Raw genomic sequence first — 15,864 nt, forward strand, 5'->3', positions numbered from 1 at the left:
GATGTGCGCGCGAACGTTGCATCTCCCGGGATGCTGTTCAATGACCCAGCACCTGCGACAGAAACTGACGAGTTCGCTCATTTCGGGAGGACGTGAAGAACGCCTCCGGCGGCGCCTCTTCCACGATCTCGCCGCCGTCCATGAAGATGACCCGGTCGGCGACGCGACGGGCGAAGCCCATTTCGTGGGTCACGCAGATCATCGTCATGCCTTCGGAAGCGAGCGTCACCATGACATCGAGCACCTCGGCGATCATCTCCGGGTCGAGCGCCGAGGTCGGCTCGTCGAACAGCATGATCTGCGGCTGCATGCAGAGCGCGCGGGCGATCGCGACGCGCTGCTGCTGGCCGCCGGAAAGCTGGCTCGGAAACTTCATCGCCTGCTCAGGGATTCGCACCTTCTCCAGAAAGCGCCTGGCCGTCGTCTCGGCTTCCGCGCGCGGCCGCTTGCGGACGATCATTGGCGCGATCATGCAGTTCTCCAGCACCGTCATGTGCGGGAACAGATTGAAGTGCTGGAACACCATGCCGACTTCGCGCCTGATCCCGTCGATATTGCCGACGTCGTCGTTGAGCTCGGTGCCGAGCACGGCGATGCGGCCGCCGTCATGCTGTTCGAGCCGGTTGATGCAGCGGATCAGGGTGGATTTGCCGGAGCCTGACGGACCGCAGATGACGATCCTTTCGCCGCGCCCGACGGAGAGGTTTATCTTTCGCAGCGCGTGGAACGACCCGTAATGTTTGTCGAGACTTTCGATTTGCACGGCCGAGCCGGACGGGAGCGTCGATTCCATGCATCCTCCTTAGCGTTCGCCGACCGCCATGCGCCGCTCGAGGTAAGCGCCGTAGCGGGACAGGCTGAAGACGAAGACGAAATAGATGAAGGCAATGAAGGCATAGACCTCGACATAGGCGAAGCGCCATTCGCCGGTGCCATAGGCGGCGTTGCCGGAGGCCAGGATCTCGAAGAAGCCGACGATGACCACCAGCGAGGTCTCCTTGAACGAGATGACGAACTGGTTGATCGTGGCCGGCAGCGCGTTGCGCATCGCCTGCGGCAGAAGGATGCGGCCGATACGCTGCCAGTAGCTCATGCCGAGCGCCATGGCGGCTTCTTCCTGCCCGGCCGGGACGCCCTGCATGCCGCCTCTGACGATCTCGGCCTGATAGGCGGAGAAGAACAAGGCGGAACCCAGGATCACCCGGTAGAGTTTGTCGCCCGCCATCCACTGCGGCAAGGCGAAAGGCAGGACGATGGCGAAGGTGAACAGGATCGAGATCAGCGGCAATGACCGGACCCCATCGATGATGAGACCGGTGGTCCTGGATATCCATGGCAGCTCGGAGCGGCGCAGCAGCGCCAGGCAGACCGCCAGCGGGAAGCCGATCAGACAGGTGGTCACGAAGATGAAGAGGGTGAGCGCCAGCCCGCCCCAGGCTTCCTCGCCGACATAGGAAAGGCCGAGCACGCCGCCTTTCATCAGCACGTAGTACGACGCTGCTCCTGCTCCCCACACCAGCGCGATCCGGCGTCCGGTCCAGAAGGCCGGAATACAGCTCAGCACCGTCATCACCACCACGGTCAGGCAGGCGAGCGCGGAGCGCCATTGCTCCTCGAAGGGATAGAGGCCGAACAGGATGATCCGCCACCGGGCAGCGATGACCGACCAGCAGGCTCCTGCCGCCGCCTGGCACGCCTCTGGCCCGCCACTCGTGGTGAAGACGGCAGAAAAGACTGCCCAGTTGAGCAGTTTCCAGACGATAGAGACCATGATCGCCAAGGAGATCAGCGACAGCAGCGCCTGGAGCGGCGTCGCGAAGAAGCGGCGCTTCAGGTCTTCGAGCCTGCCCGGGGCAGGGGGGGCGACAATGACCATCTCCATCTCTGTCATCCCCTCAGTTGATTGCCCTTAAGGGCAATGGCCTTGTTGATGCGGTTGAAGACGGCGGCAAGGCTGAGATTGATGGCGAGGAAGCCTCCCATCAGGATGCCGATCACTTCCAGGGTCTGCCCGGAATGATTGATGGTCAACGCCACGATCATGAAGAAGTCGGTGAAGCCGACGGCAATGCCCATGGTCGTGGCCTTCATCAGCCAGACATACTGGTTGGCAAGGATCGGCAGCATGGCCCGCAACGCCAGCGGCAGACGCACCAGCGTGAAGACGCGCCATGGGCTCAAACCGAGCGAGCGTGCAGCTTCCATCTGGCCCATGCCGACAGATTTGAAGCCGCCGCGCACGATTTCTGCGATGTAGGAGCCGCCATAGATGGCGATCGCGATAGCCAAGGCGGAGAATTCCGGCGGAACGCGCAGGCCGCCCCTCAGGTTGAGGCCTTCTAGGGCCGGGAAATCGAGCAGCGGTGCGTCAGGCAGACGTCCTACCATCAAAACGATGGCCGCGCAGGCCAGCGCCGCAGCAGCACCGGCAAGCTGAATGGTGGCACGCTGGCCGAACGGCTGGCTGAGCCGTGACGTCCTGCCCAGCCAGACCGGCAGCGCGATGGCGGCGATCACGGCCGATGTGGCCAGCGCCATTGCCATCCCGCCGACATTCGGCGCCGGCACGTAGAGGCCGCGGCTGGTCAGCAGAAAGCCCCAGGCTTCGTGCGCAGCGCGCGGCGTCGGCAGGTGCGTGATCAAAGCGTACCAGAAGAAGACCTGGAGGATCAGCGGGATGTTGCGGAAGATGTCGACATAGGTGCGGCCGAGCAATCGCGCCAGTTCGTTGGACGAGGTCCGCGCCAGGCCGACGATCGTCCCGACGAGCGTTGCCAGGATCAGCCCGGTGCAGCCCAGGAACAGCGTGTTGATGATGCCGATGAGGAAGAACCACCAATAGGGATCATTGGCCGTGGCCGGCAGCAACGAGAAGTTCACGTCCCAGCCCGTCGACTTGTAGAGGAAATCGAATCCCGAGGTGATCCCTTGCTCCGCGAGATTCCGCCGCGCGATGATGATGCCTGCGAGCACTAGGGCCGCAAGCGAACCGACATAGACGACCTGCAACAACGCGCTGCGGACCTTCTGATTTCTCAGCAGGCTGACCATTGACCAATCCTTCTCGAATTGCCGCCGGCCCCGCCCGGCCGAAGCCAGGCGGGAGCCTTGAGCGGTAACACCGTCAGACGTGGATCAGTCGATCACCAGCGGGAACAGGACGCCGCCATTGTTCCAGAGGTTGGTTAGCTCGCGATCCATCTTGTAGGGCGAGTCCTTGCCTAGGTCGCGCTCGAAGATCTCGCCGTAATTGCCGACCTTCTTGATCACGTTGTAGGCCCAATCGTCGGAGAGTCCGAGGCCCTTGCCCATGCCGGGCGTCACGCCAAGGAACTTCGCCACCTGCGGCGAGGTCGGCTTGGCCTTGATCTCGTCGACGTTCTTGGAGGTGATGCCTTCCTGCTCGGCGAAGATCAGTGTGCTCAGCGTCCAGTTGGCGATGTCGACCCAATTGTCGTCGCCCTGGCGCATGATCATGACTTCCGGCTCTACCGCGAGCACGTCGGGCAGGATGACATGGTCTTCGACCTTGCTCTTGGCGATGCGGGCGATGGCCAATGTCGGACCCCACTGCGCATAAAGATCGCAACGGCCGGAGAAGTAGGCCTGCTCCAACTCTTCCGTCTTTTCGATCAGCACCGGCTCGAGCTTGATGCCGAGCTTCTGGGCGTAGGCGGCGACCTGCTGTTCCTGCGAGGTGCCGGCGGGAATGCAGATCGTGCCGCCATTGGCATCCTTGAGCGACTTCAGGTTGAGCTCCTTATGCGCCATCACCTTGGTGGTGCCGAGGTAGTAGGACGTCGAGAATTGCAGGCCGAGCTCGGTGTCGCGGCTGAGTGTGCCGCCCGAGGCCTTGATGATGATGTCGACATCGCCCGACTGAAGCGAGGGCCAGCGCTGCGCCCAGCTGATCGGCACGACCTTCAGCTTCGCCGGATCGCCGAACACGGCGGTCGCCACCGCCTTGCAGAGGTCGATGTCCATGCCCTTCCAGTTGCCTTTGTCGTCCACTTCGGCGAAGCCGAGATAGGAGCCGTCATGGCCGGTGCAGTTGAGCACGCCGCGGGCCTTCACGGTCTCCAGCGTCTTGCCGCCGGCGGCTTCAGCCGGCGCCGCCAGATGAACGAGGCCCAGGGCCATGGCGGCGGCCCCCCATTTGATCATTTTCATAGTTGTTGTCTCCACTGTTGAGGTTGTTCCGTTTCTTGTTGTTGGAGCCCCGCAAGATGTCTTCGGGACTCGGTCTCGAAGCCGCCTCTCAGTCGGAAAGCGGGGTCGGTTTCGGCAAGGAGAGTTTCAGGTCGCTCCGCCAATCCTCCTGGGCGAGCCATCGATGGAGCGCTGCCACCGCCTTCACGCGCAGATGCCCGCGCGGAACGACGAGGTAGAAACCCGGCACTTCCTCCGGCTTCATATCGGCAATGGCGTCGCGGCCGATCGGCGCCACCAGCGCGCCGGAGCGGAAATCTTCCTCGGCATCGATCACGGAAACCAGGCCGACGCCGATGCCTTGCAGGGTCGCCCGACGCATGGTCGCGGCATCGTCGAAGCTGATGCTGCGGTCTCCATCCGTCAGCTCGACGCCAAGGTGCCGCAGAATATCCGGCCACAGGCGCTTCGACTTGACGGTGTCGAGCAGCGTGAACTTCGTGAGATCGTGCGCCGACTTGATCTTTTCGCCGATCGCCGGCGTGCAGCAAATGATCTTCGGATCCGGCACCAACAGCGTGGTTTCGTAGTCCGGCCAGTTGCCGTAGCCCCACTGCACGGTCATATCGATGTCGTCGCGCCCGAAGTCAGGCAGGTCGACCATCGTCGTCAGGCGCAGATCGGCGCCCGGCAGCATCTCGCGGAAGAGCGAGAGCCTGGGCAGCAAATAGTGCGTGGCGAAGTAGGGGCTGGCATTGAGGTTGATGCGGTCGCGGTAGTTCGACTTGGTGACGCGGCGGACACCTTCGGAAAACTCCTCGAAGCCGGCCTTGACGTAGTGCGAGAGCAAAATGGCGGATTCGGTCAGCTCGATCGAACGACCCTTGCGCTCGAACAGCGTCACCTGGAGCGTGTCCTCCAGGAGCTTGATCTGCTGCCCGACCGCTTGCGGCGTGACCAGCAACTCGTCGGCTGCCTGCCTAAAACTCTTGTGCTGCGCGACGGCGTGGAAAACGCGCAGCGCATTGAGCGATGGGAGGCGAAGCTTGCCGGTCATAGAATTCCGCCTCCTTTCGTTCGAGACTCCGTCGATCATGCACTGCTGAATGTCAGCCGGGCCGGGCTGATGAAGTTGGTTCAGGCGTAGATGTAACCACCTGAGACAATGACGTTTTCGCCGGTCATGTAGGTATTCTTGGGTCCGCCGGTCATGAGCACCCATTCGGCGATTTCGGCCGGCTCGGCGCCGCGGCCGAGCGGGCTCGCCTTGGCCAATTCCTCGAGGAAGCCGAGCGCTTTCGCTTTCTCCGTGGCCATACCGGCCGGTGCCACGGAGTTCACCAGGATGCCGTCCTTGGCGACATAATGCGCAAAGGACCGCGTCAGGCTGACGACCGCTGCCTTCGTCGCTGCGTAATGGGCGTTCTGCGGATGCGCCTTAAAAGCGTCGACAGATGTCAGGTTGACGATGCGGCCACGCACTTGGGCTTTCGGCTCTTGCGCCTGCATGTGGCGAACCGCGGCCACCATCATGTGATAGGTGCCCTTGATGTTGATGCCGTTGGAGGCGTCCCAATCGGCGTCCGTGATTTCGAGCAGCGGACGGCGCGGATAGATGGCGGCGCAATTGATCAGCGTGTCGATGCGGCCGAGCTTCGAAACGATGGCGTCGAAAGCGGCATGGCACTGCGGGCCGACCTGGATGTCGCAAGTCGCCGCTGCGGTCGGCAGGCTCTTGGCCTTTGCAGGATCGAGCGCGCTCTGCGCTGCTTCCTGGTTGATGTCGATGACACCGATCTTTGTCGCCCCGGCCTCCACGGCCATGCGGGCGAGAAGAGCGCCGAGGCCTGCGCCGCCGCCAACGATCAGAACGGAAAGGTCTTTCATCCTGTTTTCCTTACTTGGTGCCGCTCGGCGAGGTCGGCCAGGTCGGCATGATGTCGAAACGGGTAACGTCGGCCCATGCCGGGAGCGCGAGCACTGCAACTACCATCCTGGCCACGTCATCGGGCTGCACCACTTTGCTGGCGTACATGGCCTCGCGCGCCTTGGCGTCGAGGATGTCTTCATAGAGCTGCGTCTCGACACGGCCGGCGACGATCTCGGTGACGCGTATGCCGGACGCAGAGAGGTCAGCGCGCAGCGCGCCGGCAAAGCCGGAGATCGCCGCCTTGGTGGCCGCGTAGACGGCGATGTTGGAGAATGCCGTGTGGCCGGCGACGGAACCGGTGAACAAGATATGGCCCGACTGCCGCTCGCGCATCTGCGGCACGACGAGGCGGGTGAGCAGGATCGCGGCGCTGAGGTTCACCTCGAGCGTGGTGTCGATGTCGGCGATGTTCATATCGGCGAAATTGCCGAGCGGCGGCATGATGCCGGCATTGTTGATCAAGACGTCGACGGTGAGATCGGCCAGCACCGATTCCAGCGCCTCGCGGTCGGTAACGTCGACGGCGATCGGCACGATGCCCGGACGCTCGGCCTGTAGCTCCTTGAGCGCGGCCTGGCTGCGACCGACGGCATAGACGTCGTAGCCGGCGTCGCTCAGCGCAATTGCCATCGCCCGCCCTATGCCGCTCGTCGCTCCTGTTATGAAGGCTGTCGTCACCTGGGCTTCCCCGATTGCTTGGGCTTTAGTTTGCGGCCTGAGCCGATGCCGCGAAACCAAGAAAAGCAGCAAAAAGGAAAGATAAACTTTCGAACGCCTTTCGGCGGCTGAAATATTTCGGCGTGCCTATGCGGCGACAAACGCTGCTATCCCAAGGAAAACAATGTCCTCAACCCGCGAAGGCGGATTTCCGATCGCCAACTGAGAAAAAATATGGCTTTCGTAAACAACCGGCCGCCCGCGCGGCGACAGGGGCAAACGACATCGAAGTCGGTGAACCTACCCGGCGGTCGGCAAAGGCTTTTTCAGCTTGGTGAAAAGCGAGGCCGCCGCGGCCTTCTGCTCGGCCTCGGTTGCCTCGACGCCCGAGGCTTTGGCAAGCGCACGCACACGTCCCAAACTGTTCTGCAGATGCTTGCGCATCGCCTGTCGGGCTTTGCCTCCATCCTGCCTTTCGATGGCATCGACGATGGCTTTATGCTCGCTGTGGATGCGCGCGTAGTAGCTGTCCTTGAGGGCAGGCTCGACGACATAACCGAGCTGGAATCTCGGCACGATCATCGGCCCGAGATAGGCAAGGAAACCGTGGATGAATTCGTTGCGCGCCGCCTTGGCGATCGCGAGGTGGAAGTCGTAATCGTAATGGATCTGGACCGCGGCGGGGTCGGCCTGCTGCGCGTCGATGTCATCCATTATGGCGCGGATGCCGCTTGCTTCCTTGTCGGTGCGGCGTTCCGCGCAGAGCCCGGCGGATTCCACCTCGACGCTCAGTCTGAGTTCAAGCAAAGCGATGGTTTCCGGCAGGGTCCTGAGTGCCTCGTCCGGGATCGAGAAACTGCGCGGGGTCGGCGTTTCGCTAACGAACATGCCGCGCCCCTGCTGCGGAACCACCATACCCTCGGAGCGCAGCCGCGCCACTGCTTCGCGCACGACGGTGCGGCTGACGTCGTATTCGGCGCAAAGCTCCGCCTCGGTCGGCAGTTGCGCGCCGGGCTGCAACTGACCGGAGCGGATCTTTTCGGCCAAGCTCTCCGCCACCAGGGTGGAAAGCGGCTTGCGTTTCGTCATTGAGGTCCTTCCGTTCAAATCAGATCAGGGCCGTTCAAGCTCAGATTCGGGATGATGCCCGAACCGGCAGGACCATTCAAACCGCCGCGGTGACGATCAGTTCGACCAGCATGCCGGGCTTGGCCATGCGGCCCTCGCCGGAGGAGCGGGCCGGCGCGTGCTCCTTCGGCATCCAGGCATCCCAGACCGTGTTGACCTCGTCGAAATCGCGCACGTCGTCCAGCCACATTTGCACGTGAAGGATGCGGGTCTTGTCGGTGCCGGCCGTGGCGAGCAAGGCATCGATCTTGCCGAGCACCTCGCGCATCTGGTCGGACGCGGATTGACCCGGTTTGGCGACTTGGCCGGTCAGGTAAAGCGTGCCGTTGTCGATGACGCCGTGATGAACGCGGGTGTCGAAGTCGAAGCGCTGGATGTCGGTCACGGGTTCTCTCTCAGGTAGCCGGCGTCAGCCGGATGGGATTGCCTTGCAGATACTGCGCGTAGGGCGCCTGGACGAGCCAGCCGGCATCGACGGGCAGGGTCACGCCGGTTATCGAGGCAGCGAGGTCGGAGCACAGGAACAGCGCGGCCTCGGCAACGTCGCGCGGCTCGACGAAGCGGCGCAGAGCCGTGGTCGCCTGGATGGCTTCGGGGTTGCGCTCGCCCTTGGCGATCTTTGCTTTCAGCCCGTCCGACAGCGTGTAACCTGGAGCCACGGCATTGACGCGTACCCCATGCGGGCCGAGCTCGGCGGCCAACATCTGGGTGAGAGCCAGCACCGCATGTTTTCCCGGCGTATAGGCCGGCAGCGACAGCGGCGCGAAAGAGGCAAGCGAGCCGACATTGAGGATCGCCCCGCGCCCGGCCGCCGACATCAGCCGGCCGAACACCTGGCAGCCGAGCAGGGTGCCGCGATAGTTGATGCGCCACATCTTTTCGTCTTCGGCGAGGTCCTGGTCGAGCACATGCTTGCCGCTCTGCAGGATGCCGGCGCAGTTGACGACGACATGAGGCGTGCCGAACGCGCTCACGACTTCCGTCGCCAGCGCCTCGACGGAGACGGGATCGGCAACATCGGTCCGGACGAAGAGGGCTCGCGGCGCGCCTATGCTCTCGCACGCGCTCGCCGTTTCCTTGCCACGGACGCTTTCACGGCCGGCGACGACCACCTGATAGCCGTCCCCGGCAAAGCGCTCGGCGATCGCGCGGCCGATGCCCGACGTGCCGCCGATGACGACGGCGCTCGATATATCAGCCATGGCGGTGGTCCTTCCGCTCGATGTCGAAGAATTCGGCCATGGCCTCGACCTGGAAATCCATCATCGGGCGTCCGGGCTGAATGCGGCAACCGATCTCTTTCGCCGCCTTGAGCAGCGCCGTCTCGGCGGGCTCCATAATGATGTCGACCACCGTCATCTCCGGCGTCAGCTTGCCCACATCCATCGGCAACGGATCGCCGGCCTTCAGCCCGGACGGCGTGGCGTTGATCGCCATGTCCATGCCGGACGGATCGGGTTCTCCGATCTCGATGCGACAATCGGGGAAGGACTTGTTGACCAGCGAGGCAAGCTTTTGCGCGCGGTCTCGGTCGATGTCGGCCAGCCGTATCTCCGCCGCGCCTTCTTCTGCCAGGCAATAGGTCAGCGAGGAGCCGGCGCCGCCGGCGCCAACTTGGAGGATGCGCTTGCCGGCGATCTGGTGTCCGCCTGCCTTCAAGCCATCGATGAAGCCGACGCCGTCGAAATTGTCGGCATACCAGCTACCGTCCGCCTGCCGGCGCACCGAGTTGGCGCTCTGCACACGCGCGGCGCGGTCGTGAGCGGCCGCGCATTTGTGGTAGACCGGGACTTTATAGGGCACGGAGATGATCACACCCTTGATGTTCTCGGCCGCCGTGATGCCGGCCCAGAAAGTGTCGAAATCTTCCGGACGGCAGCTCAGCGGCACCATCAGGCTGTCGAGCCCCTTCTGCTCGAAGATCTCGTTGAATATGCCGGGGCTCTTCGCATGGCCCACGGGATGGGCCAGCATGACGAAGATGTCGGCCTTGCCGGTTCCGCGCATCGGTTATTCCTTTCCGTTTGACAGTTCGTGATCACTCAGGATTTCGAGCGCCCGCACGAGTGACGAATGGTCGGCGTCCGCGCCGGCGGTTCGCGCTGAGCAGGCATTCATCAGCTGCTGCGCCGTTGCCGTGCCCGGCAATGCAACGCCAAGCGCGCGAGCACTTTCGAGCGCAAGACCGAGATCCTTCTGGTGCAGCCGGATGCGGAAACCCGGGGCGAAGGCGCGGGCGATCATGCGCTCGCCATGCACTTCAAGCACGCGCGATGAGGCGAAGCCGCCCATCAGGGCAGTGCGCACCTTCGCCGGATCGCAGCCGGCCTTGCCGGCAAAGACCAGCGCTTCGGCAACCGCCTCGATGTTGAGCGCGACGATGATCTGGTTGGCGATCTTGCATGTCTGGCCGGCGCCGTTCTTTTCACCGATCAGCGTGATGTTGTTGCCGAGCTTGTCAAAGATCGGCAGCGCGCGCTCGAACTCGGCGGCCGGTCCGCCGACCATGATGGTGAGGCTCGCCGCCTTGGCGCCGACCTCGCCGCCGGAGACCGGCGCGTCGAGATAGCCGCCCCCCGCTTCCGTGATTTTCGCTGCAAATTGGGCGGTGGCGATCGGGCTGATCGAGCTCATGTCGATGACCAGCTTGCCGGCGGATATCCCTTCAAGCACGCCGTTCTGGCCAAACAGGACGCGCTCCACGTCAGGCGTGTCGGGCAGCATCGTGATGACGATCTCCGCGGTTCGCGCCACCTCAGCGGCGGAGGCGACGACCGATGCTCGCAGATCTGCAGGCAGAGGCGAGCGGTTGAGCACCGTGACGACCTCATGCCCCGCGTCGGCGAGATGCCCTGCCATCGGCGCCCCCATGACGCCCAGTCCGATAAAGCCAATCTTCATTTGCAACTCCGTTGCGGCCAGAGCCATCTTGCAGGCCAAGCTTGCCATATGATATAGGACATCATACAAATTTCAATGCACCTTCTTCTCATTGGAGACCGATCGCAAAATGCAGGAGCGTGTCAATTCGCTAAAGGCTGCCGTGCAGGCGGGCAAACCCCACATCGGTATCTGGTGCTCGCTGGCTTCGGCGCTGACCACCGAGGTCGTCGCCGGCTCCGGGACGGGCTGGCTGCTGATCGACGGCGAACACAGCCCGAACGATCTGCGCAGCATCATGGCGCAGCTTCAGGTCGCGGCAGCGTTTCCTTGTGAGGCAGTGGTGCGCCTGCCGTCCGATGATGCCAACCTCATGAAGCAGGCTTTGGATGTCGGGGCCCGTAGCTTGATGATCCCGAACGTGCGCACGGCGGAGCAGGCGCGTACAATCGTCGCCGCGATGACCTACGCGCCTGGCGGCTTCCGTGGCTTCTCGGTCGGTCACCGCGCCAACGCGTTCGGGCGCATCGCCGGCTATCACGCCAAGGCACGCGAGCAGCAGCTGCTGGCCGTGCAGATCGAGGACGAATCCGGCGTCGCCAATGCGGCCGAGATCGCAGCGGTCGAGGGCGTCGATGTTCTCTTCGTGGGGCCAGGCGACCTTTCAACGAACATGGGCGCGATGGGCAATCCAGGCGCTGCGCATGTGCAGCAGGCGATTTCATCCGTGCGCAAGGCCGCGGCTTCGGCAGGCAAGGCGAGCGGTATCCTGGCTCCGGTAAAAGCAGACGCGGACCGCTATCTCGCCGACGGCTTCACCATGGTGGCCGTCGGATCGGATCTTGGTTTGCTGGCGCGGGGCTCGGACGCCTTGATCGCCTCGTTCAACCAATAGAGCGGAGAACAGTCGTGGCGGTTCCACCCTACAGAGCCCCTTCGCGCAACGCCTATGACATAGTCATCGTCGGCGGTGCGGTCATCGGCTCATCCACGGCCTATTGGCTGAGCCAGGCGCTGGGCAGCGGCGCGTCGATCCTCGTGGTCGAACGCGACTCAAGCTACGAGTTCTCCTCGACGGCGCTCTCCACCAGCGCAATCCGCCAGCAGTATTCCAACCCGATCAATGTGAAGATCAGCCAGTTCGGCATCGAGATCATCCGCGGTTTTCAGGAGCGGATGGCCCCATTCTACCCAAATGAGCAGGCGCCGGATCTCGGCTTCAAGGAACACGGATATCTCTACTGCTGCTCGCCCGAAGGCGTGGACGCGGCGCGTGAGCGGGTTGAGCTGCAGCGCAGCCTCGGGGCCCACACCGTCTTCCTCGGACCGGGCGCGTTGAAAGAACGTTTTCCCTGGCTGAATGTCGACGACCTCGGCGGCGGTTCGTGGGGTTCGCGCGAAGAGGGCTGGTTCGATTCGATGGGCATGCTCAACGGCTTCCGCCGCGCGGCGCGCGCGAGCGGCGTCGAATATATCGACAATGCCGTGACGGCGCTGGACGTCCTTGACGGTCGGGTCGTCGCGGCGCGACTTGCGACCGGCGAGACGGTCGCCTGCGGAACGCTGGTCAATGCGGCCGGCCCACGCGCGCAGCAGGTCGCAGCCATGGCAGGCATTTCCATCCCGGTCGCGCCCTACAAGCGCTACAGTTTCGTCTTCGCCAGCGCCAATCCGATTCCGGGCAGGATGCCCAATGTCATTGACCTTTCCGGCACCTTCGTGCGTCCGGAAGGCGAGCTTTTCCTCACCGGCAACACGCCGCAGGGCGACGGGCCGGCCGACTATGACGACTTCGAGATGCATTTTGAAGAGTTCGACGACTACATCTGGCCGGCGCTCTGGCACCGCATTCCAGCCTTCGACGCATTGAAGGTGCAGACCAGTTGGACCGGCCATTACGAATACAACATGCTCGACCACAACGGTATCGTCGGCTTCCACCCGGAGGTGACCAACTTCATGTTCGCCAACGGTTTCTCCGGCCATGGCCTGCAGCAGTCGCCGGCCGTCGGCCGGGCGGTCTCGGAGCTGATTGTCCACGGGGCTTTTCAGACGCTCGACCTGTCGCCGTTCAGCTACGAGCGCATACCGCGGAATGAACCGTTTCTCGAAGAAGCGGTGATTTGAGCCGTGTCAAACTGAGCCGACCAGCGCTCCCAATTGATTTCAGGGAAAACGGAAACGAAGATCCTTGTGCCTGTGAAGCGGGTTGTGGACGCCAACGTCAAGGTCCGGGTGAAAGCCGACGGACTGGGCGTCGAGCTTGCCAACGTCAAGATGGCGATGAACCCGTTCGACGAGATCGCGGTCGAGGAAGCCATCCGCATCAAGGAAGCCGGCCAGGCTGAAGAGATCATTCGTCTCGATCGGCCCGCAGCAGGCGCAGGAGACGCTGCGCACCGCGCTCGCCATGGGCGCCGACCGTGCCATCCTGGTCAAGACCGACGAGCAGACCGAGCCGCTGGGCGTCGCCAATTTGATCATTTGCCGACTCGCAGGACAGCTGGCTGCTTCATTGCATCGCTTTTCGCCTCGCGATCATTTCTGGCGCGAGCGATATCCACCGCGATCCGGCTCTTGTTTGTTTCGCGGACGTAGTTGTCCGTCACGGTTTTTGACGAATGACCCATAGTCCCCATGATGGCGGGCCTGAATGTTGCATTCTCTTCTGGCGAAAATGGAAGGCTTCGATTAGCTCCCTTCGATTAGCTCCAAAGAGCGTCGAACAGCTCAAAAATGGCTTCAATGACAGCGTGGAGCCGATCTGCGTCGAGATGTTCCATCGATGTGTCGCGTCAGGTCAGAGGGTACTCTGGGTCGACCTTCAGGCTTAGAAATCGTTCGATCAATCATGCATTCTTCTGTTGGGTCGCACTGTCAAAGTCGAGCCACCCCATCGTGTCCTCAAGCCGTCTCGCTGCATGAGAAAAGGTCTTCGCCAGCGCTCGAGCTGGCAGGTCGATGACTACAGCTTTCGAAGCGAAGTTGAGCAACTCATTGGTAGACGAGTTGCCGGAACTGCGCCAACGGACTCTGCCGTCCAAGTGAGTGGAACCTTCCGATCGACGCTGCCTTATCTTCATGATTGAAAAAGCAGCGAGAGGAAGCAATTGAGCAGCATTGCCTGGCGGAGTCTGCTTTTACTGCCGGTGCTTGCACTGGCGCTTGCCTCCTGCTCCTCACCTGAAACCGTCGAACAGCAATCGAAGCTTGCCGCCTCGACGGCGGAGGCGGCGGTATTGGTGATCGATGCCTGGCTTTCCGGCGCCGCACCGCCGCACTATGCATCTGCGGCCCTGCAATCCTTTGCTGGCACGCTTGGTGACGCCGACCGGCAAGTTCAATCGGCCCCCTCATCCGATATCGCAAGGCGCGACGCGCTGAAGTCGGCGGTCGGCCGGCTGACGATCGCAGCAGCCGCGGCCGAGCGCGCCGTTAAGGCTGAACAGCAGATCCAGGCCAGACAGGCGCGGCAGGATCTTCGCGCCGCGCAAGCGGATCTCGCTGCGGCCTATCGCCAGTATTTTGCGCAGCAGCAATGAAGAAGCTGCTCGAAATTTCACTCGGTGTCGTGACCAGCGTCGGCGGCTTCCTGGAGGTCGGCTCGATGGCGACGGCGGCGCAGGCCGGTGCATTGTTCGGCTACCAGCTCATCTGGGCCATTGTACTTGGCACCGTCTGCATAGCCTTCCTGGTCGAGATGGCTGGCCGGTTCGCCGCCGTGAGCCATCACACCATTGTCGACGGTATTCGCGAACGTTTCGGCTTTCATGCTTTCATTTGGCCGCTGCTTACGGTCTTGCTGGTCAACTTCCTGGTGCTGTCCGCCGAGATAGGCGGCGTTGCCATTGCCGCCGAGCTTGCCACAGGAATCGGTTTCCAGTGGTGGGCCTTGCCGGTCGCTTTCCTTGCCTGGCTGCTGCTGTGGAAAGGCACGTTCGGCCTCATCGAGAAAGGGGTATCGATGCTTGGCCTGGTCACGCTCTGCTTCGTGGTCGGGGCGGTGATGCTCCGCCCCGACTGGAAAGAGGTGGCGGTCGGGGCCGTGCCCAGCCTGCCGCAGCACGACACGGCGACCTACTGGTTCATGGCCGTCAGCATTCTCGGCGCATCGATCTCGCCTTATCTTTTCATGTTCTATTCGTCGGGCGCGATCGAGGACCAATGGGACAAGAGTTACCTCGGCGCCAATCGGGCGATTGCCGGCCTTGGCATGGGCTTCGGAGGGACAATCTCGATCGCCGTGCTGATCGTGGCCGCGCTTGTGCTCGGCGCCCATGGCGTGAACCAGGTGGATGACTATAACCAGCTTCCGCTGATGCTGATCCCGATCTTCGGCTTCTGGGGCTTCGTCCTTTTCGTTGCTTCGCTGGGCATTGCCTGTTTCGGAGCCGCTCTCGAAGTAGCTTTGCAGCAGGCCTATTTGGTCGCGCAGGGATTCGGTTGGACATGGGGTGAGGATCTGAAGCCGCGCGATGATCCCGGATTCAGCCTCGTCTACACATTGACGCTCTTCCTCGCCGCCGTCCCGATAGCGCTCGGTCTGGACCCGTTGAAGCTCACCATCTTCTCGATGGCGCTGACCGCGGCCAGCCTGCCGCTGACGGTCATGCCGTTCCTTTTCCTGCTGAACGACGACCGCTATGTCGGCAAGCATCGCAACGGTGTCATTTCGAACGCGGCCGTGATCTTCGTCATCGCGCTCGGCTTCGTGCTGGCGGTGGTGACCATTCCGCTGCAGATATTCGGAGGCACATGATGCAGCTGCTGCGCGATATATTGGACAAGCAGGTCGTCGACCGCGAGCAGGTCAAGATCGGCAAGGTTGATGGCCTGGTCGCCGAGCTGAGGCAAGGCAAGCCGCCCAGGGTCATTGCGATCGAGCTTGGCTCGATCGCGCTGGCGCGTCGGCTTGGCGCGCAGCCAGGCCGATGGACCGCGCGGCTCGCGGCAAAGCTTGGCGGCAAGCGCCAGGCACGGCCGCACCGGATCGCGTGGCACAAGGTGCGCGACATCGGTGTCGACATCGAATTCGATATCGACGTTCGTAGGACGAAGATCTTTGCCTGGCAGCACTGGTTGCGCGATCACGTCGTCGGCCGGATCCCGGGAGCCTGACA

The 15,864-nt window shown here is 62.9% G+C and carries 17 protein-coding genes and 1 pseudogene; 6 read left to right on the forward strand and 12 right to left on the reverse strand.

What is annotated here, in order from left to right; all coding sequences use genetic code 11:
• Positions 1–37: 37 nt before the first annotated feature.
• The 12 genes from LB523_RS01100 to LB523_RS01155 form a co-directional block, all read right to left on the reverse strand.
• Entirely contained in the window at positions 38–793 is a 756-nt protein-coding gene (locus LB523_RS01100) for an amino acid ABC transporter ATP-binding protein (protein WP_224600605.1), read from the reverse strand.
• A 9-nt stretch (positions 794–802) separates the two neighbouring features.
• Positions 803–1,876, reverse strand: coding sequence for an amino acid ABC transporter permease (locus tag LB523_RS01105; RefSeq protein ID WP_224600606.1), 1,074 nt, complete (start codon positions 1,874–1,876; stop codon positions 803–805).
• 11 nt (positions 1,877–1,887) lie between these two features.
• Positions 1,888–3,051, reverse strand: coding sequence for an amino acid ABC transporter permease (locus LB523_RS01110; RefSeq protein WP_224600607.1), 1,164 nt, complete (start codon positions 3,049–3,051; stop codon positions 1,888–1,890).
• Between the two features lie 84 nt (positions 3,052–3,135).
• On the reverse strand, positions 3,136–4,170 hold the full coding sequence (locus LB523_RS01115; RefSeq protein ID WP_224600608.1) for an amino acid ABC transporter substrate-binding protein: 1,035 nt from the start codon (positions 4,168–4,170) through the stop codon (positions 3,136–3,138).
• A gap of 88 nt (positions 4,171–4,258) precedes the next feature.
• Positions 4,259–5,206: a LysR substrate-binding domain-containing protein gene (locus tag LB523_RS01120; RefSeq protein WP_224523045.1), complete on the reverse strand. Its 948-nt coding sequence runs from the start codon at positions 5,204–5,206 to the stop codon at positions 4,259–4,261.
• An 80-nt stretch (positions 5,207–5,286) separates the two neighbouring features.
• Positions 5,287–6,036, reverse strand: coding sequence for an SDR family NAD(P)-dependent oxidoreductase (locus LB523_RS01125; RefSeq protein WP_224542944.1), 750 nt, complete (start codon positions 6,034–6,036; stop codon positions 5,287–5,289).
• 10 nt (positions 6,037–6,046) lie between these two features.
• The gene (locus LB523_RS01130; RefSeq protein ID WP_224600609.1) at positions 6,047–6,757 is read right to left on the reverse strand and encodes an SDR family oxidoreductase; all 711 of its coding nucleotides are present in this window, start codon (positions 6,755–6,757) and stop codon (positions 6,047–6,049) included.
• Positions 6,758–7,036: 279 nt separating this feature from the next.
• A complete protein-coding gene (locus tag LB523_RS01135; protein WP_224600610.1) occupies positions 7,037–7,825 on the reverse strand; it encodes a FadR/GntR family transcriptional regulator in 789 nt (262 codons plus the stop codon).
• Positions 7,826–7,901: 76 nt separating this feature from the next.
• Positions 7,902–8,249, reverse strand: a complete 348-nt coding sequence (locus tag LB523_RS01140) for a RidA family protein (RefSeq protein ID WP_224600611.1) — start codon at positions 8,247–8,249, stop codon at positions 7,902–7,904.
• 10 nt (positions 8,250–8,259) lie between these two features.
• Complete coding sequence (locus LB523_RS01145; RefSeq protein WP_224600612.1) at positions 8,260–9,066, reverse strand: SDR family NAD(P)-dependent oxidoreductase; 807 nt, start codon at positions 9,064–9,066, stop codon at positions 8,260–8,262.
• Positions 9,059–9,871: a shikimate dehydrogenase family protein gene (locus LB523_RS01150; protein WP_224600613.1), complete on the reverse strand. Its 813-nt coding sequence runs from the start codon at positions 9,869–9,871 to the stop codon at positions 9,059–9,061. The genes LB523_RS01145 and LB523_RS01150 overlap by 8 nt, the downstream gene beginning before the upstream one ends.
• A gap of 3 nt (positions 9,872–9,874) precedes the next feature.
• On the reverse strand, positions 9,875–10,765 hold the full coding sequence (locus tag LB523_RS01155; protein ID WP_224600614.1) for a 2-hydroxy-3-oxopropionate reductase: 891 nt from the start codon (positions 10,763–10,765) through the stop codon (positions 9,875–9,877).
• 109 nt (positions 10,766–10,874) lie between these two features.
• Here LB523_RS01155 and LB523_RS01160 point away from each other — a divergent pair, with 109 nt between their 5' ends.
• The 6 genes and pseudogenes from LB523_RS01160 (at position 10,875) to LB523_RS01185 (ending at position 15,862) form a co-directional block, all read left to right on the forward strand.
• Positions 10,875–11,639: an HpcH/HpaI aldolase family protein gene (locus LB523_RS01160; RefSeq protein ID WP_224600615.1), complete on the forward strand. Its 765-nt coding sequence runs from the start codon at positions 10,875–10,877 to the stop codon at positions 11,637–11,639.
• Between the two features lie 14 nt (positions 11,640–11,653).
• Positions 11,654–12,871, forward strand: a complete 1,218-nt coding sequence (locus LB523_RS01165) for an NAD(P)/FAD-dependent oxidoreductase (RefSeq protein ID WP_224600616.1) — start codon at positions 11,654–11,656, stop codon at positions 12,869–12,871.
• Between the two features lie 36 nt (positions 12,872–12,907).
• Positions 12,908–13,226, forward strand: a pseudogene (locus LB523_RS01170) (electron transfer flavoprotein subunit beta/FixA family protein); the annotation flags it as partial.
• A 757-nt stretch (positions 13,227–13,983) separates the two neighbouring features.
• Entirely contained in the window at positions 13,984–14,286 is a 303-nt protein-coding gene (locus LB523_RS01175; protein ID WP_224600617.1) for a hypothetical protein, read from the forward strand.
• Positions 14,283–15,503 (forward strand): Nramp family divalent metal transporter, encoded by a 1,221-nt coding sequence (locus LB523_RS01180; protein ID WP_224600618.1) that lies wholly within the window; start codon positions 14,283–14,285, stop codon positions 15,501–15,503. The genes LB523_RS01175 and LB523_RS01180 overlap by 4 nt, the downstream gene beginning before the upstream one ends.
• On the forward strand, positions 15,503–15,862 hold the full coding sequence (locus tag LB523_RS01185) for a hypothetical protein (protein ID WP_224523017.1): 360 nt from the start codon (positions 15,503–15,505) through the stop codon (positions 15,860–15,862). Before LB523_RS01180 ends, LB523_RS01185 begins: the two co-directional genes overlap by 1 nt.
• Positions 15,863–15,864: the final 2 nt, after the last annotated feature.

The organism is Mesorhizobium sp. ESP-6-4 (assembly GCF_020164735.1).
Taxonomy (GTDB): Bacteria; Pseudomonadota; Alphaproteobacteria; order Rhizobiales; family Rhizobiaceae; genus Mesorhizobium.

Bases quoted from the DNA above. Each gene is read 5' to 3' on its own strand.
- LB523_RS01100 (WP_224600605.1), bottom strand. From the start codon at position 793: ATGGAATCGACGCTCCCGTCCGGCTCGGCCGTGCAAATCGAAAGTCTC.
- LB523_RS01105 (WP_224600606.1), bottom strand. From the start codon at position 1,876: ATGGTCATTGTCGCCCCCCCTGCCCCGGGCAGGCTCGAAGACCTGAAG.
- LB523_RS01110 (WP_224600607.1), bottom strand. From the start codon at position 3,051: ATGGTCAGCCTGCTGAGAAATCAGAAGGTCCGCAGCGCGTTGTTGCAG.
- LB523_RS01115 (WP_224600608.1), bottom strand. From the start codon at position 4,170: ATGAAAATGATCAAATGGGGGGCCGCCGCCATGGCCCTGGGCCTCGTT.
- LB523_RS01120 (WP_224523045.1), bottom strand. From the start codon at position 5,206: ATGACCGGCAAGCTTCGCCTCCCATCGCTCAATGCGCTGCGCGTTTTC.
- LB523_RS01125 (WP_224542944.1), bottom strand. From the start codon at position 6,036: ATGAAAGACCTTTCCGTTCTGATCGTTGGCGGCGGCGCAGGCCTCGGC.
- LB523_RS01135 (WP_224600610.1), bottom strand. From the start codon at position 7,825: ATGACGAAACGCAAGCCGCTTTCCACCCTGGTGGCGGAGAGCTTGGCC.
- LB523_RS01145 (WP_224600612.1), bottom strand. From the start codon at position 9,066: ATGGCTGATATATCGAGCGCCGTCGTCATCGGCGGCACGTCGGGCATC.
- LB523_RS01150 (WP_224600613.1), bottom strand. From the start codon at position 9,871: ATGCGCGGAACCGGCAAGGCCGACATCTTCGTCATGCTGGCCCATCCC.
- LB523_RS01155 (WP_224600614.1), bottom strand. From the start codon at position 10,765: ATGAAGATTGGCTTTATCGGACTGGGCGTCATGGGGGCGCCGATGGCA.
- LB523_RS01160 (WP_224600615.1), top strand. From the start codon at position 10,875: ATGCAGGAGCGTGTCAATTCGCTAAAGGCTGCCGTGCAGGCGGGCAAA.
- LB523_RS01180 (WP_224600618.1), top strand. From the start codon at position 14,283: ATGAAGAAGCTGCTCGAAATTTCACTCGGTGTCGTGACCAGCGTCGGC.
- LB523_RS01185 (WP_224523017.1), top strand. From the start codon at position 15,503: ATGCAGCTGCTGCGCGATATATTGGACAAGCAGGTCGTCGACCGCGAG.